This is a genomic window from Thermococcus sp. JdF3 (assembly GCF_012027495.1).
Classification (GTDB): Archaea; Methanobacteriota_B; Thermococci; order Thermococcales; family Thermococcaceae; genus Thermococcus.
In genome coordinates this window covers 1-12,944 of record NZ_SNUK01000001.1, presented here as the reverse complement: position 1 = coordinate 12,944, position 12,944 = coordinate 1, and the positions used below count along the sequence as shown (strand labels likewise).

Genomic DNA, 12,944 nt, shown 5'->3' with positions numbered 1-12,944 from the left:
TTTTTATCCCCCCGTCCCCAGCACTGCACGGTGGGAGTTATGGACGAACTCTACTTTCTGACCGCGAGAGACGCGAGAAGACTGCTCTTCGCGGAGGGCGGAGCGAGGCTCAACCTCGACCTTAGAAAAACCAACAGGACGTGGGAGATAAAAGGGGAGGGCGACGAGTTCATCTTTCCCGACGGAACGCGAGTCTCGAAGGAGACCACAGAGAAAATCGCGAGGGACGAGGGGAGCGTTTACTTCGTGAGGGACGGCGTTTACAAAGCCGCCATAGCTGGTGAGCACTACTACAAGCTCGTCCCGACGATTCCGCCCACGATTGAGATAAACGGCATCAGAATGCACAGGACAAAGGAAGTGAACCCCCTCCAGGACACGAGGAACAAGGTGAACGCGGTAAAGCCGAAAGAGGGCGAAACGGTTCTCGACACCTGCATGGGACTCGGCTACACGGCCATAGAAGCCTCAAAGAGAGGGGCATACGTCATAACAATCGAGAAGGACCCGAACGTGCTCGAGCTCGCGAGGATAAACCCCTGGAGCAGGGAGCTCTTCACCGGCGGGAAGGTGCAGGTGATTCAGGGCGACGCTTTCGAGGTCGTGAAGAAGTTCAAGGACGAGAGCTTCGATGTGGTTATCCACGACCCGCCGCGCTTTTCTTTAGCGGGCCAGCTCTACTCGGAGGAGTTCTACGGCGAGCTGTTCAGGGTTCTCAAACCCGGCGGAAGGCTGTTCCACTACGTCGGCAACCCCGGGAAGAAGTACCGGAGGAAGGACCTGCAGAGGGGCGTCATGGAGAGGCTGAGGAGAGCGGGCTTCGTCGGGGTTAGAAGGGTGGAGGAAGCGCTTGGAGTTGTGGCGAGAAAACCGGAAAACAAAAGAGGGAAGAATTAAATCCCTCCGACCTCCTCCATCTCCTCAAAGGCTTCGAGGTTCGTGTAGTAGTCCATGAGCTCGGAGATCTCCCTTCTAAGCCTGAAGCTCTTGACTATCGCTATTCCAAAGCCTATTATCGACGGCCAGGCCAGGAGGAGCAGCAGCTTGGCGTCGCTCATCGGTATCGGCCTCGGGTCGGTGAAGCGGTTGAAGTTCCATATCATAAAGGCTATCATCAGCCAGGCCGTTGAGAAGTTGGTAAGCCCACTACCGCTCTCGCCGAGCTTGAAGCCCGGAACGACGTCCTTGGTTATCGGCGGGAGCAGGTTGCTCCCCATGAAGCCGAGCTGGTCCTCGAAGACGTGGAGCCACTGACCTATCATCGAAGCGAGTGCGAGCTCGGTGGCGTGCTCGTAGCCGATCAGCTTGAAGAAAGCGAAGACGACGAGGCCTATTATCATGCCCATCGTGAGGGAGTGACTGAAGCCGTGGTGCCAGGGCAGGAACCTGTCCTTGACGACCGTCTTGCCCCTGAACTGGGCCCTCCTGAAGGCTATCTCCGGGCCCGAAAAGGAGTCTATCCTCGTGGGCTTGGGGTAGGTCTTGATGAAGGGCACGCTCACCTTGGCCACGCCGTACTTCCTGTACTCAGGAACGTCACCGCCTATCGCGACACCGCCCGGGGTTACTATCGGCCCCATCTCGACGCGGACTTCCCTCTTGGGCGGATCGAGGTGGACCAGGAAGCGCCTGTAAACGTCGCCGGGCAGGCGAATGTTGTGTATCTTGACTATCCTCTCGCCCTCGCGATAGGCCTCCTCGATGGCCCTCGCTATGGTGTCCGCTATGCCCTGCGGGTGGGGGGCATCGCTGACGACGAGCTTGAGGCCCTCCTCTCCGACATCGACGTAGCCGAAGACAAGCAGCTTCTTGCCCTCCTCAATCTTTCCGAACTCCTCCTCGAAGAACTCGTAGTCGTCGCCGAAGGCCTCGACGGTTATCTTCCCCGTTCCGTCGTTGAGGGTGAAGACTATGCTGTTGTACTCCTCCGTGACGGTCTCCTCGCTTCCGTCCTCGCGGAGGACCTTGTAGGAGACCTTCCCGGAGCCCCTGGCGAGTATATCCTTCACCGTTCCCTCGATGGCAAAGAACTGGTAGCGGTTTTCCTCGCTCAGCTCGCTTACCTTGACGAGCTTCGGCGCGTAGTGCTTCTTCTCGTCCCAGGGGGCGGGGTCTATCTCGTAGTCCCTCCTGGCCAGGAACTTTCCGAACTTAAAGTCCACGAAGTCGGGGAAGTAAGCGGCAGCAGCCGCGATGACCGGAATGAGTATGCCCAGCCTAAGGTCACCGACGAGGGCGGCGAAGAAGGTCGCCGCCGCGAGGCCCGAGATGTAGTGGGTGAATCCCCTCATCTTCCATCACCCCAGTCCGAGCAGGTGCATGAAGTAGCCGGTGTGGCCCGTCATGCTGATGAGCACGGGCAGGATGAGTCCGCCGAGGCAGTAGCTCCTCCTGGTGTTGAAGGCAGCCGCCATCAGGCCTATCGCCGTCGATACGAAGAGCACCGCCAGTCCCATCGGGCCGGTGAGGAGGTAGCTTATCACGACGAGCGTCACTGCAACCACGTAGGAGAGCTTCTTGATGTGGACGACGTTGAAGCTCCTCGCCATGAACCTGGAGAGGTAATAGGTGAAGAGGAAGCTTATGCCCGCGCTGAGCAGTATGGCACCTATCGCGGCCAGGTACTCCGCGTAGCTCTTGGGGGTGTAGATGGAGCTGACGAGCCACGCCGCTGCTCCCCTCGTGAGCCTCAGCTGGGGCAGGAAGAGGAGCGTGAAGGCTCCGACGTAGTAGATGACCCTGTTCACGCCCTGGCTTATGATGAAGGCGTCGTCTCCGCGCTGGCTCGTCATGTGGCCCGCTATCAAAGCTCCCATTCCACCGGTGATTATCGGGTAAACGGCCGCTATTGTTCCTCCGAGGGCGCCGCCGAAGCTGGCCTTGAGGGTGTTGTAGAGGCTGCTCTCGACCCTGTCGTCGGGAACCTGCTCGAGCATCGGCGGGTTGGAGAGTATGTTGAGTATCACCCAGGACATTCCGAAGAAGCCTATGAACATCGGGGTAAGGCGGGTGTAGGCGCTCGTCGTCGGCAGGAGGTTGGTGTTCATCACTATGAAGCCCAGGAGGCCGGAGAGGAAGAACACCAGGATTCCGCCGAGTATCTGTCTCCAGGCCAGCCAGAGCCTCTCAGCGGGTGTTCTTCCGCGGTCGCCCTCCTTGGGCCACTCGCTCATGAACATGAAGACCACTATGGCGACGAGGAAGTAAGTGATGTACGGACTCGTGGCCTGGTAGATGGGCGGGAGAACCCTGGGGAAGAGGAAGAGGGCCCCAAGGACGAGGAAGAGGGTTCCCGCCACCGCTCCGATGAGGTAGAGCAGGACCGCCTCGTGGCCCCTGCCGAGGAGGAGGTAGCGCTGAGTCGGGAAGAGGAGGAAGACGGCGCTCTCGTCGGCGACGCTGAAGTAGACGCTCGATATCGCGCTCACGTAGGCGTAGGCGACTATGGCGCCGATGGCGAAGAAGGGGAAGGCCTGGACGGGCATCAGCTCGCCAACGCCGAAGACGGCAACGAGCAGGGCCATTATGTTGAATATGTGGAAGCCCGGAATCCAGGAGATGAGGGCGCCGAAGAGCACCCCCGCGAGGGACCAGATTAAAAGGTCTGAAAGGGGAACCATGGCCATCACCTCACCTCGATGCAGTCGGCCCTGTAGGGGATCACCTCGACGACCCCCTTGTACTCGGCGACGTAGCCGGCAACCCTGACCGTCTGGCCCTCGCTGAAGGTTAAGTCCCCTACCACGCTCTTCGGTATGAAGACCACCAGCTCCCCGCTTCCGTCGTCGATGGTCAGCTTGACGAAGGTGCTGCCGGTGTAGACGTCCGTGATGGTTCCCTCAACGACCACGGTCTTCCCGAGGAGGTCGAGGGTGACGTCGCCCGTCCTTAATTCCTCCGCCGGAACCGCTCCAACGACGGTTATCGAGACCACCTCACCGGCGTCGGCGTCGTAGGTTATCCTCAGCGTGCTTCCAGTTCCCGCTTCCCTCGGGTCCGGAAGGAGCTCCCTCGAAACCGAGAGCTCAGCGCTTCCGGTGTCGTCGTGGACCTTCATGACGTAGCCATTGTCGTAGCTCAGCCCGTCCCAGGTGACGGTGAGGTTCCCCCTTCCGGTGGCGCCGGAAAGCTCCGAGACGGTTATCTCCTCTATCCCCTCCACGGGTTCCTCCCCGATAACCACGGCATCGAGGTCGTAGACTATAACCTCAGCCTCGCCGTCGTACTCGTCCACGTAGCCGGCTATGGTGACGCTCTGACCCTTCTCGAGGCTCAGGTTGGCGCCGCCGGGTATGAAGACCGCTATTCCGCCGCTTCCGTCATCTACGGTAAGCTTAAGGTTGCTTCCGAGGGTGAAGAGGCTCGAAACCGTTCCGTTCACGGTTATGGTTTTGCCCTTCATCGAGAGGTCCACCGAGCCGGTCCTGACCAGCGGTGACGGCTTGGCCCTCGTGACGTTCAGCGCGGTTATCCTGCCGGAGAGCGGATCCGCTACGATTCTCAGCTCGCTCCCGGTTCCCGCGCTCAGCGGGTTGGGCAGGAGGGAGCGCTCGGCAAGCAGGGTTGCGCTTCCGGTGGAGTCGTGGAAAGTCAAGGCGTAGTCGGGTTTCTGGTAGGCAATTGAGTCCCACGTAACCGTCAGGAGGAGGGGTTCCATTGCGGTCTTCAGGTCGGAGACGGTACCCTCAACGGGCCCAGCCTGCTCAATCTTCTCGATTGAGGCCGGGTTGAAGAGCACCACCTCCGGCTCGTCGCGGTAGATTTCAACGTATCCTCCAATCTGCACCAGGTCGCCCTTGGCCGGGACGTAGGTTAGCTCGTTGGCGGTCGTCCTCGGCACGAAGACCGGAAGGTTGCCGACGACTATCTTGAGGTTGCCGCTGAGGTTGGCCATGTCGGTTACTTTACCAACGACCGCGACGAGCTGGCCCTCCATCTCGGGGGTAACCTCGTCGGGCTTGAGAGGAATCGGGGCTATCGGCACCTCAACGGTGAGGTTCTCGCCCTTCACGAGGCTTGAGCTCTCGACCAGGCCCCTGACCGTGACCTGACTCCCGGTTCCGGCCTCGAGCGGGTTGATGTTCAGCAGGGCCTCCCTCGGGAGCGAAGCCTTAACGCCGTCCACGGTGAGGTAGTAGGCGCCGTTTGCGTAGGTCACCCCCTCAAGGGAGCCGACGAAGTCCACGAGCTGGCCCTCATAGTCAGCGAGCTGAGCCGCGGTGACCTTCGGGAGCTCTATCTCCTCCGGTGGGAGCGGCTCTCCGAGGGCCTTTATTCCACCTCCGGTGTAAACGACCACCTCGAGCTTTCCGCGGTACTCCTCGAGGTAGCCGGCGACCTCGACCCCAAGGCCGACCTTAAGCTGAGCCATCGTCTCGTTCGACAGCTCGGCGAGGGTGGCCGAGGGTATGAAGACGTCCAGCCTTCCGGTTCCGTCGTCGATGACGAGCTTGAGGTTCGAGCCTATTCTATCGACCTCCTCGATGTTGCCCTTCACCGCCACCAACGAGCCGCGCATGTCGGTGGTCAGCGTCCCCATCGGCCTGAACTCGGGCTTCACCGGCCTGACGACTTCAAGGTAAGCCGCGACGAGCCTGCCGTCGTCCCCCATTCTTCCCGCAACCTTGACCGTGCTCTCGCTGGAGGCGTTGAAGGGGTTGAGGTTCGCGAGGACTTCACGCGGCACGAGGGCGTCGAGGTAGTCCCGGCCGTCGGTGATGGTCAGCACGTAGCGGCCGTTCTCATAGGTTATTCCGGCGGGCGTCCCCTCAACGGCCATGACCATTCCCTGATAGTTGGGTGCCTCGCCTATGGGCACCAGCGGCGCCTCCTCGATGGGAGTAATCGACAGCCGGGTGATGTTCCTGACGACTATCTCCGGTGAGGTGCCCTTGTAGAGGTAGACTATTCCCGGGGCGTAGAGAGTATCACCGACCTTGACGGAGAGGTTGTTGAAGACGAGCAGAACCCTCGGAACGAGCACCGAAACGAGGGAATCCCCGGTATCGACGGTCATCAGGTACCCGGAACTGACGTTGGAGAACCCGGTGACGATGCCCTCGACGGCCACGTAGGAGCCGCTCATGTTGGCGTTGAGGGACTTGACGATGGGCGGATTATCGGAGTAGAGTTTCGAGCGGAAATTCAGGCCGTCGAGGTACTGAAGCATCGAGTAGGTGTAGGTTTCCCTCACGCGGAGCTGAACCTCGGCCGTCACCTCGTCGCCGGGGAAGGGAACGAGACCCTTCCGTATCATCTCGTCGGCGAGCGGGGAGTAAACGCGGACGTCGATCTGCCCCGTTCCGTCGTCCACCGTGAAGGTGAGGCCAAGCTTTCCGCCGGTCTGGGAGACGTAGGGAACCGTAACGACCGTTCCGTTTATCCTGACGACGGCGTAGTTCATCAGGTAGTTGCCGTAGACGTCGCTCACCCTGACGAGCGGTGCCTGGGCGCTCTGGGCGGCAACGAGCAGAACGGCAACGCCGATGACGGAGATTAGAATCGAGAGGTATTTGAGCCTCGAAACGTCGAGCTTCTTCTGCTCCTTCAAGCCGTGGTAGTAGAGCTTTTTCTCACCCTTCTTTCCCGACATGAGCAGACCTCCGGATTATTTGACGTAGCAACCCAGTTGATGGATGCTCTTTTTAACGCTTTCGTGTCAAAACGGGACAGGAGTAACCAGGTTTGAATAAGGTGGAACGTTACGACCGGGGAAAATAATTTAAGGCCTCACTCAAAAGACGGGCCGTGAAGACGGTAATAGTCACGGACAGGAGGAGGCACCTGCTCCACCCCCTGCTCGTCGTCTCGGCCAGCAGGGTGCTTCACCGGGGCAACCTCCGGGCCTTTGAAGCCGTTGCGGAGGCCTTCGAGAGGAACTACTTCTTCGAAAGGGTAGTGAGAATGCCCATGGACTGCTTCGGAAAGTACCTCGGAGAGAGCATTCTGCTCGGCGTTCATGCCGGGTTCAGCCGCCTCGATGAACTCCTGCCCGAGGCGGAGGGGGAGGGGGTGAGGCTGATCGAGACGGTGGACGGGTGGGTTCCGTTCCACACCGCCGCGAGGCTCTACGCGGACGGAAAGCCCGTGCCGCCAGAGATCCTCCGGAGCCTCCCCGACCCGGACCACCTGCCCGGGGACGGGGACTACCTCAGGTTCCTGGTGAAGCTCATAGAGCACAACCACCGCTCCGGAACCGTCAGCTGCGCCTTCGAGTTCTGGACGATGAGAGAGGCCCTTTACATGGGGCTTCTAAAGCCGGAGAAACCCGAAATCTGGCGGGATAAGAGCTGCTTCGTCGGGGTAGCCCAACTAAAAGGAGACATCGACGACGTTGATGGAGAGTTCAAAATCGCCTGCAGAGACGGGTGGTGCCTCTTCTACTTCCGGGGAAGCGAAAAGAGGCTGAAAGAAAAGCTCAAAGAAAGAGGCCTTAGCCCTCCTTGAGTATCTTCTCAACATCAAACCCTTCCTCGTACTTCCTCAGCTTCCTCTCAAAGAACTCGATGAAGAGCCTGTAGCGCTTGGCCCTGTGCCTTGGACTTCCGCGGACGCTGTGACCGTGCGGCCCACGCCTGAAGACGGCTATGTAGGCCTCCTTGCCCATGTCCTTGAGCACGTTGTAGAACATCAGGCTCTGGTCGAGGGGGCAGCGGTAGTCCTCCAGCGAGTGGATGAGGAGTATCGGCGCCTTGACGTTCTCCGCGTGGAAGAGTGGACTCAGCTTGCGGTAGTTCTCGTTTTCGAGCGGGTTCGGGCCTATAACCTCAAGGTCGTACCAGAGGCCGATGTCCGAGAAGGCGTAGCTGGTAAGCCAGTAGCTTATGCCGTTCTCGCTTATCCCTGCCTTGAAGAGGTCCGACTGAGTCAGCGCCCAGTTGGTCATGTAGCCGCCGTAGCTTATGCCCGTTATGCCAACCCTCTCCCTGTCCGCCTGGGGTTCGAGCCTGAAGAACTCCTCTATTCCGGCCATTATGTCCTCGAAATCCTCCAGACCGGTTCTCTCCAGAACGCGGAGCGCGAAGTCCTCGTCGTAGCCGTCGCTGCCGCGCGGGTTCACGAAGACTATGTAATACCCCCTGCTCGCCATCAGCTGCATCTCGTAGACGAAGCGGTGCCCGTACATGCCCTTGGGCCCGCCGTGGACGAAGACTATCACCGGGGCCTTCTCGTCATCCTTGAGTTCCGGCTTAATATACCAGCCGTCTATCTCAAGGTCCTTGCTCTTAAAGCGGAAGTGCCTCGGCTCAAAGGTCCTGAGTCTGGCGAATATCGGCCCGTTGTAGTCGGTGAGCTGCTTCAGCTCGCCGTCGTAGAGGTAGAGCTCGGCGACCCTTGTCGCGGTCGCTATCAGCAGAACTGCCCTGCCATCGTGGACGTCGAAGCCGTAGACCCAGTGGTCGCCGGCAACGATTCTCTCGGCCTTCCCGTCCCAGAGCCAGAGGTTCACCCTGCCGGCATCGGGGGTCAGGAAGTAGACCTTCCCCCCGTCCAGCTTGGCGTCGTAGACGTCCAGCGGACCCTCATAAACGGGCCTGAGCTCGCCGTCGTAGATGTAGAGCCACCCGTGCTCGCTGATGAACCTCTTCTCCCCCTTGCCCCTCAGGAGTATCCTTTCCCCGTCGGAGTCGATGGCCTCAAAAGAAACGCGCTCGAAGAGCTTCTCCTCGCTTCCGTCCTTCCAGAGGTAGATGTCCCAGAACTTGAAGAGTGCCGGCTTGGAACCTTCCCTGTGCGGGACGTTGACGACTATGGAATCGCCGTGCCAGATTCCGCTCGAAAACCGCGGCTTCTCGAACTGCTCGAGTATCTCCTCGCTCTCCGTGTCGAGGACCCAGAAGGTCGTCTTCTCACCGTCGAAGAACCCCATGCTGTCGAACCAGACCGGAACATCGTCGTCGAAGACGAAATCCTCATCGTCCCTCCTCTTGAAGCCCACAACTAAAAGTCTCCTGGAGTCGTCGTTCCACTCCACAGAGCGGACGTTCTTGATGGTTAAAACCCTCTTGGCGCTCAGAGTCTGAACGTCTGCCACCCATATCTCCGTTGCCTTCTTCTCCCCGTTGGGACGCGTGAAAGCGAGTTTCTTTCCATCCGGCGAGATCCTCGGCATGGAGGCGTTCTCGATGAAGCGCCTCGCCCCCGTCTCAAGATCCTCAACGACCACCGTGCTCTCGTATTTGTCCTCCTGCAGGTTGGCCTTGGTGAGAACGTAGGCGACGGAGCTCCCCCGCACCCTCGGGTCACCCAGGTACGCAAACCTAGAAAAGGTCTTCTCATCCCATTCGATGTTGCTCATAACGCTATCACCGGCCTATCATGGACACCAAAGTATATAAACTTAACTATCGTGCGCAGTAACAAACGCGAGAAGGTTTAAAAGGTCATCACCGATAGCGGGGGTCAGGTGGAAGCATGAGGGAGGAGCAGGGGGTTGGAATAATACTCGGTCTGGGAATATTCATCTCCGTGGCATTCAGAACCTACGCAGGGGTGACAATAGCCGCCGTCGGGATACCCCTCTACCTCGCGTACGTCACCCGGCAGCAGAACATCCTGTCAAAGTCCAGGCTCTTCGACAGGGACCTCTTCCTGATGATGGCGATAGCCGTAGCCGTGATACTGGTCTTTGACTACTTCTGGGATCCGAGGATGGGCCTGATAGCGATGGCGGTGGCGATACCCCTCCTGGCCCTCTACGCAGACAGGCTAAAGTCTAGAAAGAAGGCCCAGAAGACCTGAGAGCCTTCCGGTTCTCTTATAGTTTCGTACCTCCTCCCTCATCTCCCCCAGGAATGCCCGGTCCACCCCGAATTTCTTCCGAACCCGGCGCGAGATGTGGTTGTCGTTCAGGAACACCATTGCCATCGCGGAGGTGAGGTTCTTCGGCTTCCTCCAGCCGGACTTTTCGAAATCTATCAGCCAGACCCTCTCGCCGACTATTACGTGCTTTCCCCCCTGAATTTGGCCGTGGTCGAGACCGAGCCTGTCGAGCAGGGCAGTTTTCTCAACTATCTCAAAGATGTGTCGCTTTTCGAGGTCCGCGTGGAAGATTACCTCCCCCTCTGCGAACTCCCGGACGAGGTACTCAAGGCCCTCAAAGACGCCGTAAGCCACGAGCGGGGGGGTTATTCCGAATGGCTCCACCGCGCGGATAATTTCGGCCTCCCTGGCGAAGTTCTGCCTCGGGGAGTCCGGCCGCTGGAGCTTTATTATGACGTTTTTTTCATCCAACCGGGCGCAGAAGATGAGACTCGTGGTTCCCTTGGCGTAGGGTCGAATTTTCTCGAATCCAAGCGATTTCAGGCGGGAGTAAAACCGCCCCAATTGAGCTTCGCTTATCAAGTGGTCGAACATATGCCTCGATAAGCTTAAATACTCCGAAGATAAAATACTTTTGGTGATAGCCATGGTGACGGCTTTTATTTTGATGGTGACGGCCGCTGGAAAGGAAAGGGAAGTTATGGAGAAGCTTCTGGCCATGCCGGAGGTTAAGGAGGCCTACGTGGTTTACGGGGAGTACGACCTTGTCGTAAAGGTCGAAACCGACACGCTCAAGGACCTTGACCAGTTCATAACCGAGAAGATAAGGAAGATGACCGAGATCCAGATGACCTCAACGATGATAGCCATCTGATTCTCTCATTCTTCGTTCTTCCGTTCTCCATTATGCCAGCACCCCCTCTGAAGTCTCATCCTCCCACAGCAGGGCGAAACCCACGCTCAGAAGCACCATCGTGACGAAAGGGGCCAAAAACCACCGTTTATTCTGCACGGATAATTGTAACCAATAGCGGGTTTTTAACTTAAAGTTTGCAAAACGTTTTTAAGTTTGAGAGTATTCCTCCTTCAAAACGAAGAGAACGGGCAAAGACCCTGCTGTTGGATTTCAAGTCGCATTTTTCTCACCGCAAATCCTTCTTGCCGAACACTGCAACCGAGATGGCCACGTAAATCCCAACCGAAGCAATTGCCGTCAGTGCATCGCTGTAGGACAGCGTTCCGTCCAGGAAGGCATCGCTGAGGGAAAGCACAGGCAGGAGGAGCTTCTCGGCGAGGTTTGGCGAGGATATCCCAGCCATCGCACCCAAGAAGAGAAACACCACTCCGACCGACCAGAGAATCCTAAGCTCCCTGCCGAGGAAAATAGCGGGCAGAAGGGAGAATGCAGAAACGCCGAGAAGGAAGAGAATTAGAACTACGGCGGAGAGCTCAACGGCGTGGGCGTTTGGGTAGTAGTGCCACTCGATGGGCATGGCGATTACTGAAAAGAGCACCGAGAGCAGCGCAACCGCCCCAAAGTGCTGGAGAAGTGCCGAGAACCTTCTAACGGGCTTTGACAGGACGAGGGGCTCTCTCGGAATCTCAGTCGCATGGAACGCTATCAGAATTCCCCCGAAAAGGGCCATGAAGAAGGTGTAGTTACCCACCACCATCTCGGGTGTCAGGACTTTGTCCGGGTCGCTGAAGAAGCTCACGGTGTAGAGAACCGCTATGAGAAGGAGGCCGTAGAGGGTCTTCGAGTGCAGGTACTTCCTGAATTCCAAGCCAATCAGCCACATTTCAAGCCCTCCATTCACGTTTTTTCATCACGACAAAGTAGAGCGAGGAGTAAATGCTAATTGAAATTAGCTGATAGGAAACACCGCGGTAGGAGGAAAGGAGTGGATTCCAGGTCGAGAGGAGTGGCGGGAGTCTCAGGAGCGAGACAAAAGTGAGAATGAACAGAATCGGCGGCGCCAGGGAGAGTTTTGGGCCGAGACCCATACTCCCGAAGAAAAGACCTGCGGAAACTCCGGAAACCACTACGAGAACGGCGCTCAAAAAGTGTTTGGAGAGGGCAAGGGGAACAAGAGGGATCAGAAGGGCAATAAGGTATGAAACCATCATGGCGAGGGAATATTCAATCCTCGATACGGGGTTCTTAAGTTCAAAAACGGTGTTTTTGAAGGCCATCGAAGAGAGCGGGAAAGCGAGAATGAAGATGAACAGCGAGTACGTCATGGCGGGTGTTGTGGAGGGGGAGAGGGAATAGTAAACAAGCCCAAGTACAAAGAGGATAGATGTGATGTTTGCCAGTCTTTTAAGGTACAGACGAACAATCCAGTACATGCTCAATCCCTTCCCCATAGTAGTGGTTAAAAATAAACCATAAAAAGTTTATGAAATTCCAAGGACGAACCGTGCCGGCCAGAGAACTGGTATCGCCACGAGCGCGACCACCCTGGGAACAGGAGGCTGAAGTGGCTCAGGGCGTAGGGAATTACAGGCTTCAGGATATGCCTCCTGAGAATGTGGAGGTCGCCGGCCCCAAGGGCCCTGGTGGCGGCAACGTGCTCCCTGACCTTCTCCTGAACGACGAAGCCCCTCACCAGCGGGAAGGCCATGTAGGCGAGATTCCTGGTGAGGGAGGTCGATGCGCCTAGGCCGTTTATCAGGTAGTTGAGGAGCGCGCGGGAGATAGCCCGGCCCATGGGATCACCTCGAGAAAAATTGGAACAAAGGCTACCCGACGAGTTTGAGGAATATTTCTTCGAGGCTTGGCTCCTTGACCTGCATTGTTAGAATCTTCGCGCCCTGGTTCGCCACAAAGTCATGAAGCTCCTCCCTAACGTCCCTCGAAGCAACAACGCGGTACTTATTCTCACCGAGCGGACTCACGCTCAATTCCGCTGAACTCCAGTCCACAGGCCTGTTCGTTTCAATAACTATCGTGTAGCCAGCCTTCCTGAGGAACTCCCGCTTGATGCTGTCGAGGTTGTCCTCGACGCGGAGCTTACCCTTCACTATTACCCCAACCGTGTCGCAAACCTCTTCCACGTGCGCGAGAATGTGGCTTGAGAAGAACACCGTCCTCCCGGCCTTTTTCTGCTCTCTAATAATCTCCTTGAACTCCGCTATCCCCGTCGGGTCGAGGCCGGTCATGGGTTCATCGAGGATAAGAA

At 57.9% G+C, this 12,944-nt stretch carries 13 protein-coding genes; 4 read left to right on the top strand and 9 right to left on the bottom strand.

Going from position 1 to position 12,944, the window contains the following annotated elements; genetic code table 11:
- The first annotated feature begins 39 nt into the window (after window positions 1–39).
- Window positions 40–897 (top strand): methyltransferase domain-containing protein, encoded by an 858-nt coding sequence (locus tag E3E42_RS00065; protein WP_167902473.1) that lies wholly within the window; start codon window positions 40–42, stop codon window positions 895–897.
- On the opposite strand, the gene E3E42_RS00060 is transcribed toward E3E42_RS00065, so the two are convergent.
- Genes E3E42_RS00060 through E3E42_RS00050 form a run of 3 tightly spaced genes read right to left on the bottom strand, consistent with a single transcriptional unit; the run spans window position 894 to window position 6,592 of the window.
- Window positions 894–2,291 carry a metal-dependent hydrolase gene (locus tag E3E42_RS00060; protein WP_167902090.1) on the bottom strand — a complete coding sequence of 466 codons (1,398 nt, stop codon included), beginning with the start codon at window positions 2,289–2,291 and terminating at the stop codon, window positions 894–896. The genes E3E42_RS00065 and E3E42_RS00060 overlap by 4 nt on opposite strands.
- A gap of 6 nt (window positions 2,292–2,297) precedes the next feature.
- Window positions 2,298–3,620, bottom strand: a complete 1,323-nt coding sequence (locus tag E3E42_RS00055; protein WP_167902472.1) for a tripartite tricarboxylate transporter permease — start codon at window positions 3,618–3,620, stop codon at window positions 2,298–2,300.
- A gap of 5 nt (window positions 3,621–3,625) precedes the next feature.
- Window positions 3,626–6,592 (bottom strand): OB-fold nucleic acid binding domain-containing protein, encoded by a 2,967-nt coding sequence (locus E3E42_RS00050; RefSeq protein ID WP_167902089.1) that lies wholly within the window; start codon window positions 6,590–6,592, stop codon window positions 3,626–3,628.
- Window positions 6,593–6,747: 155 nt separating this feature from the next.
- On the opposite strand from E3E42_RS00050, the gene E3E42_RS00045 reads away from it, so the two are divergent.
- The gene (locus tag E3E42_RS00045; RefSeq protein WP_167902087.1) at window positions 6,748–7,446 is read left to right on the top strand and encodes a hypothetical protein; all 699 of its coding nucleotides are present in this window, start codon (window positions 6,748–6,750) and stop codon (window positions 7,444–7,446) included.
- Here E3E42_RS00045 and E3E42_RS00040 read toward each other — a convergent pair.
- Window positions 7,433–9,298 carry a S9 family peptidase gene (locus E3E42_RS00040; RefSeq protein ID WP_167902085.1) on the bottom strand — a complete coding sequence of 622 codons (1,866 nt, stop codon included), beginning with the start codon at window positions 9,296–9,298 and terminating at the stop codon, window positions 7,433–7,435. The two genes, E3E42_RS00045 and E3E42_RS00040, sit on opposite strands and share 14 nt — an antisense overlap.
- A gap of 116 nt (window positions 9,299–9,414) precedes the next feature.
- On the opposite strand from E3E42_RS00040, the gene E3E42_RS00035 reads away from it, so the two are divergent.
- Window positions 9,415–9,741 (top strand): hypothetical protein, encoded by a 327-nt coding sequence (locus E3E42_RS00035; protein ID WP_167902084.1) that lies wholly within the window; start codon window positions 9,415–9,417, stop codon window positions 9,739–9,741.
- Here the strand turns inward: E3E42_RS00035 and E3E42_RS00030 are convergent.
- A complete protein-coding gene (locus E3E42_RS00030) occupies window positions 9,709–10,356 on the bottom strand; it encodes a serine/threonine protein kinase (protein ID WP_167902083.1) in 648 nt (215 codons plus the stop codon). The genes E3E42_RS00035 and E3E42_RS00030 overlap by 33 nt on opposite strands.
- 52 nt (window positions 10,357–10,408) lie before the next feature.
- On the opposite strand from E3E42_RS00030, the gene E3E42_RS00025 reads away from it, so the two are divergent.
- Window positions 10,409–10,636, top strand: a complete 228-nt coding sequence (locus tag E3E42_RS00025) for an Lrp/AsnC family transcriptional regulator (protein WP_014013114.1) — start codon at window positions 10,409–10,411, stop codon at window positions 10,634–10,636.
- Window positions 10,637–10,904: 268 nt separating this feature from the next.
- Here the strand turns inward: E3E42_RS00025 and E3E42_RS00020 are convergent, their stop codons facing one another.
- The 4 genes from E3E42_RS00020 to E3E42_RS00005 form a co-directional block, all read right to left on the bottom strand.
- Complete coding sequence (locus tag E3E42_RS00020) at window positions 10,905–11,561, bottom strand: hypothetical protein (RefSeq protein WP_167902082.1); 657 nt, start codon at window positions 11,559–11,561, stop codon at window positions 10,905–10,907.
- A 1-nt stretch (window position 11,562) separates the two neighbouring features.
- Window positions 11,563–12,129 carry a hypothetical protein gene (locus E3E42_RS00015; protein WP_167902081.1) on the bottom strand — a complete coding sequence of 189 codons (567 nt, stop codon included), beginning with the start codon at window positions 12,127–12,129 and terminating at the stop codon, window positions 11,563–11,565.
- A gap of 8 nt (window positions 12,130–12,137) precedes the next feature.
- Window positions 12,138–12,473, bottom strand: coding sequence for a hypothetical protein (locus E3E42_RS11915; protein WP_240913579.1), 336 nt, complete (start codon window positions 12,471–12,473; stop codon window positions 12,138–12,140).
- 31 nt (window positions 12,474–12,504) lie between these two features.
- Window positions 12,505–12,944 (bottom strand): DUF4162 domain-containing protein (locus E3E42_RS00005; protein ID WP_167902080.1); only part of this gene is annotated, 440 nt, incomplete at its 5' end.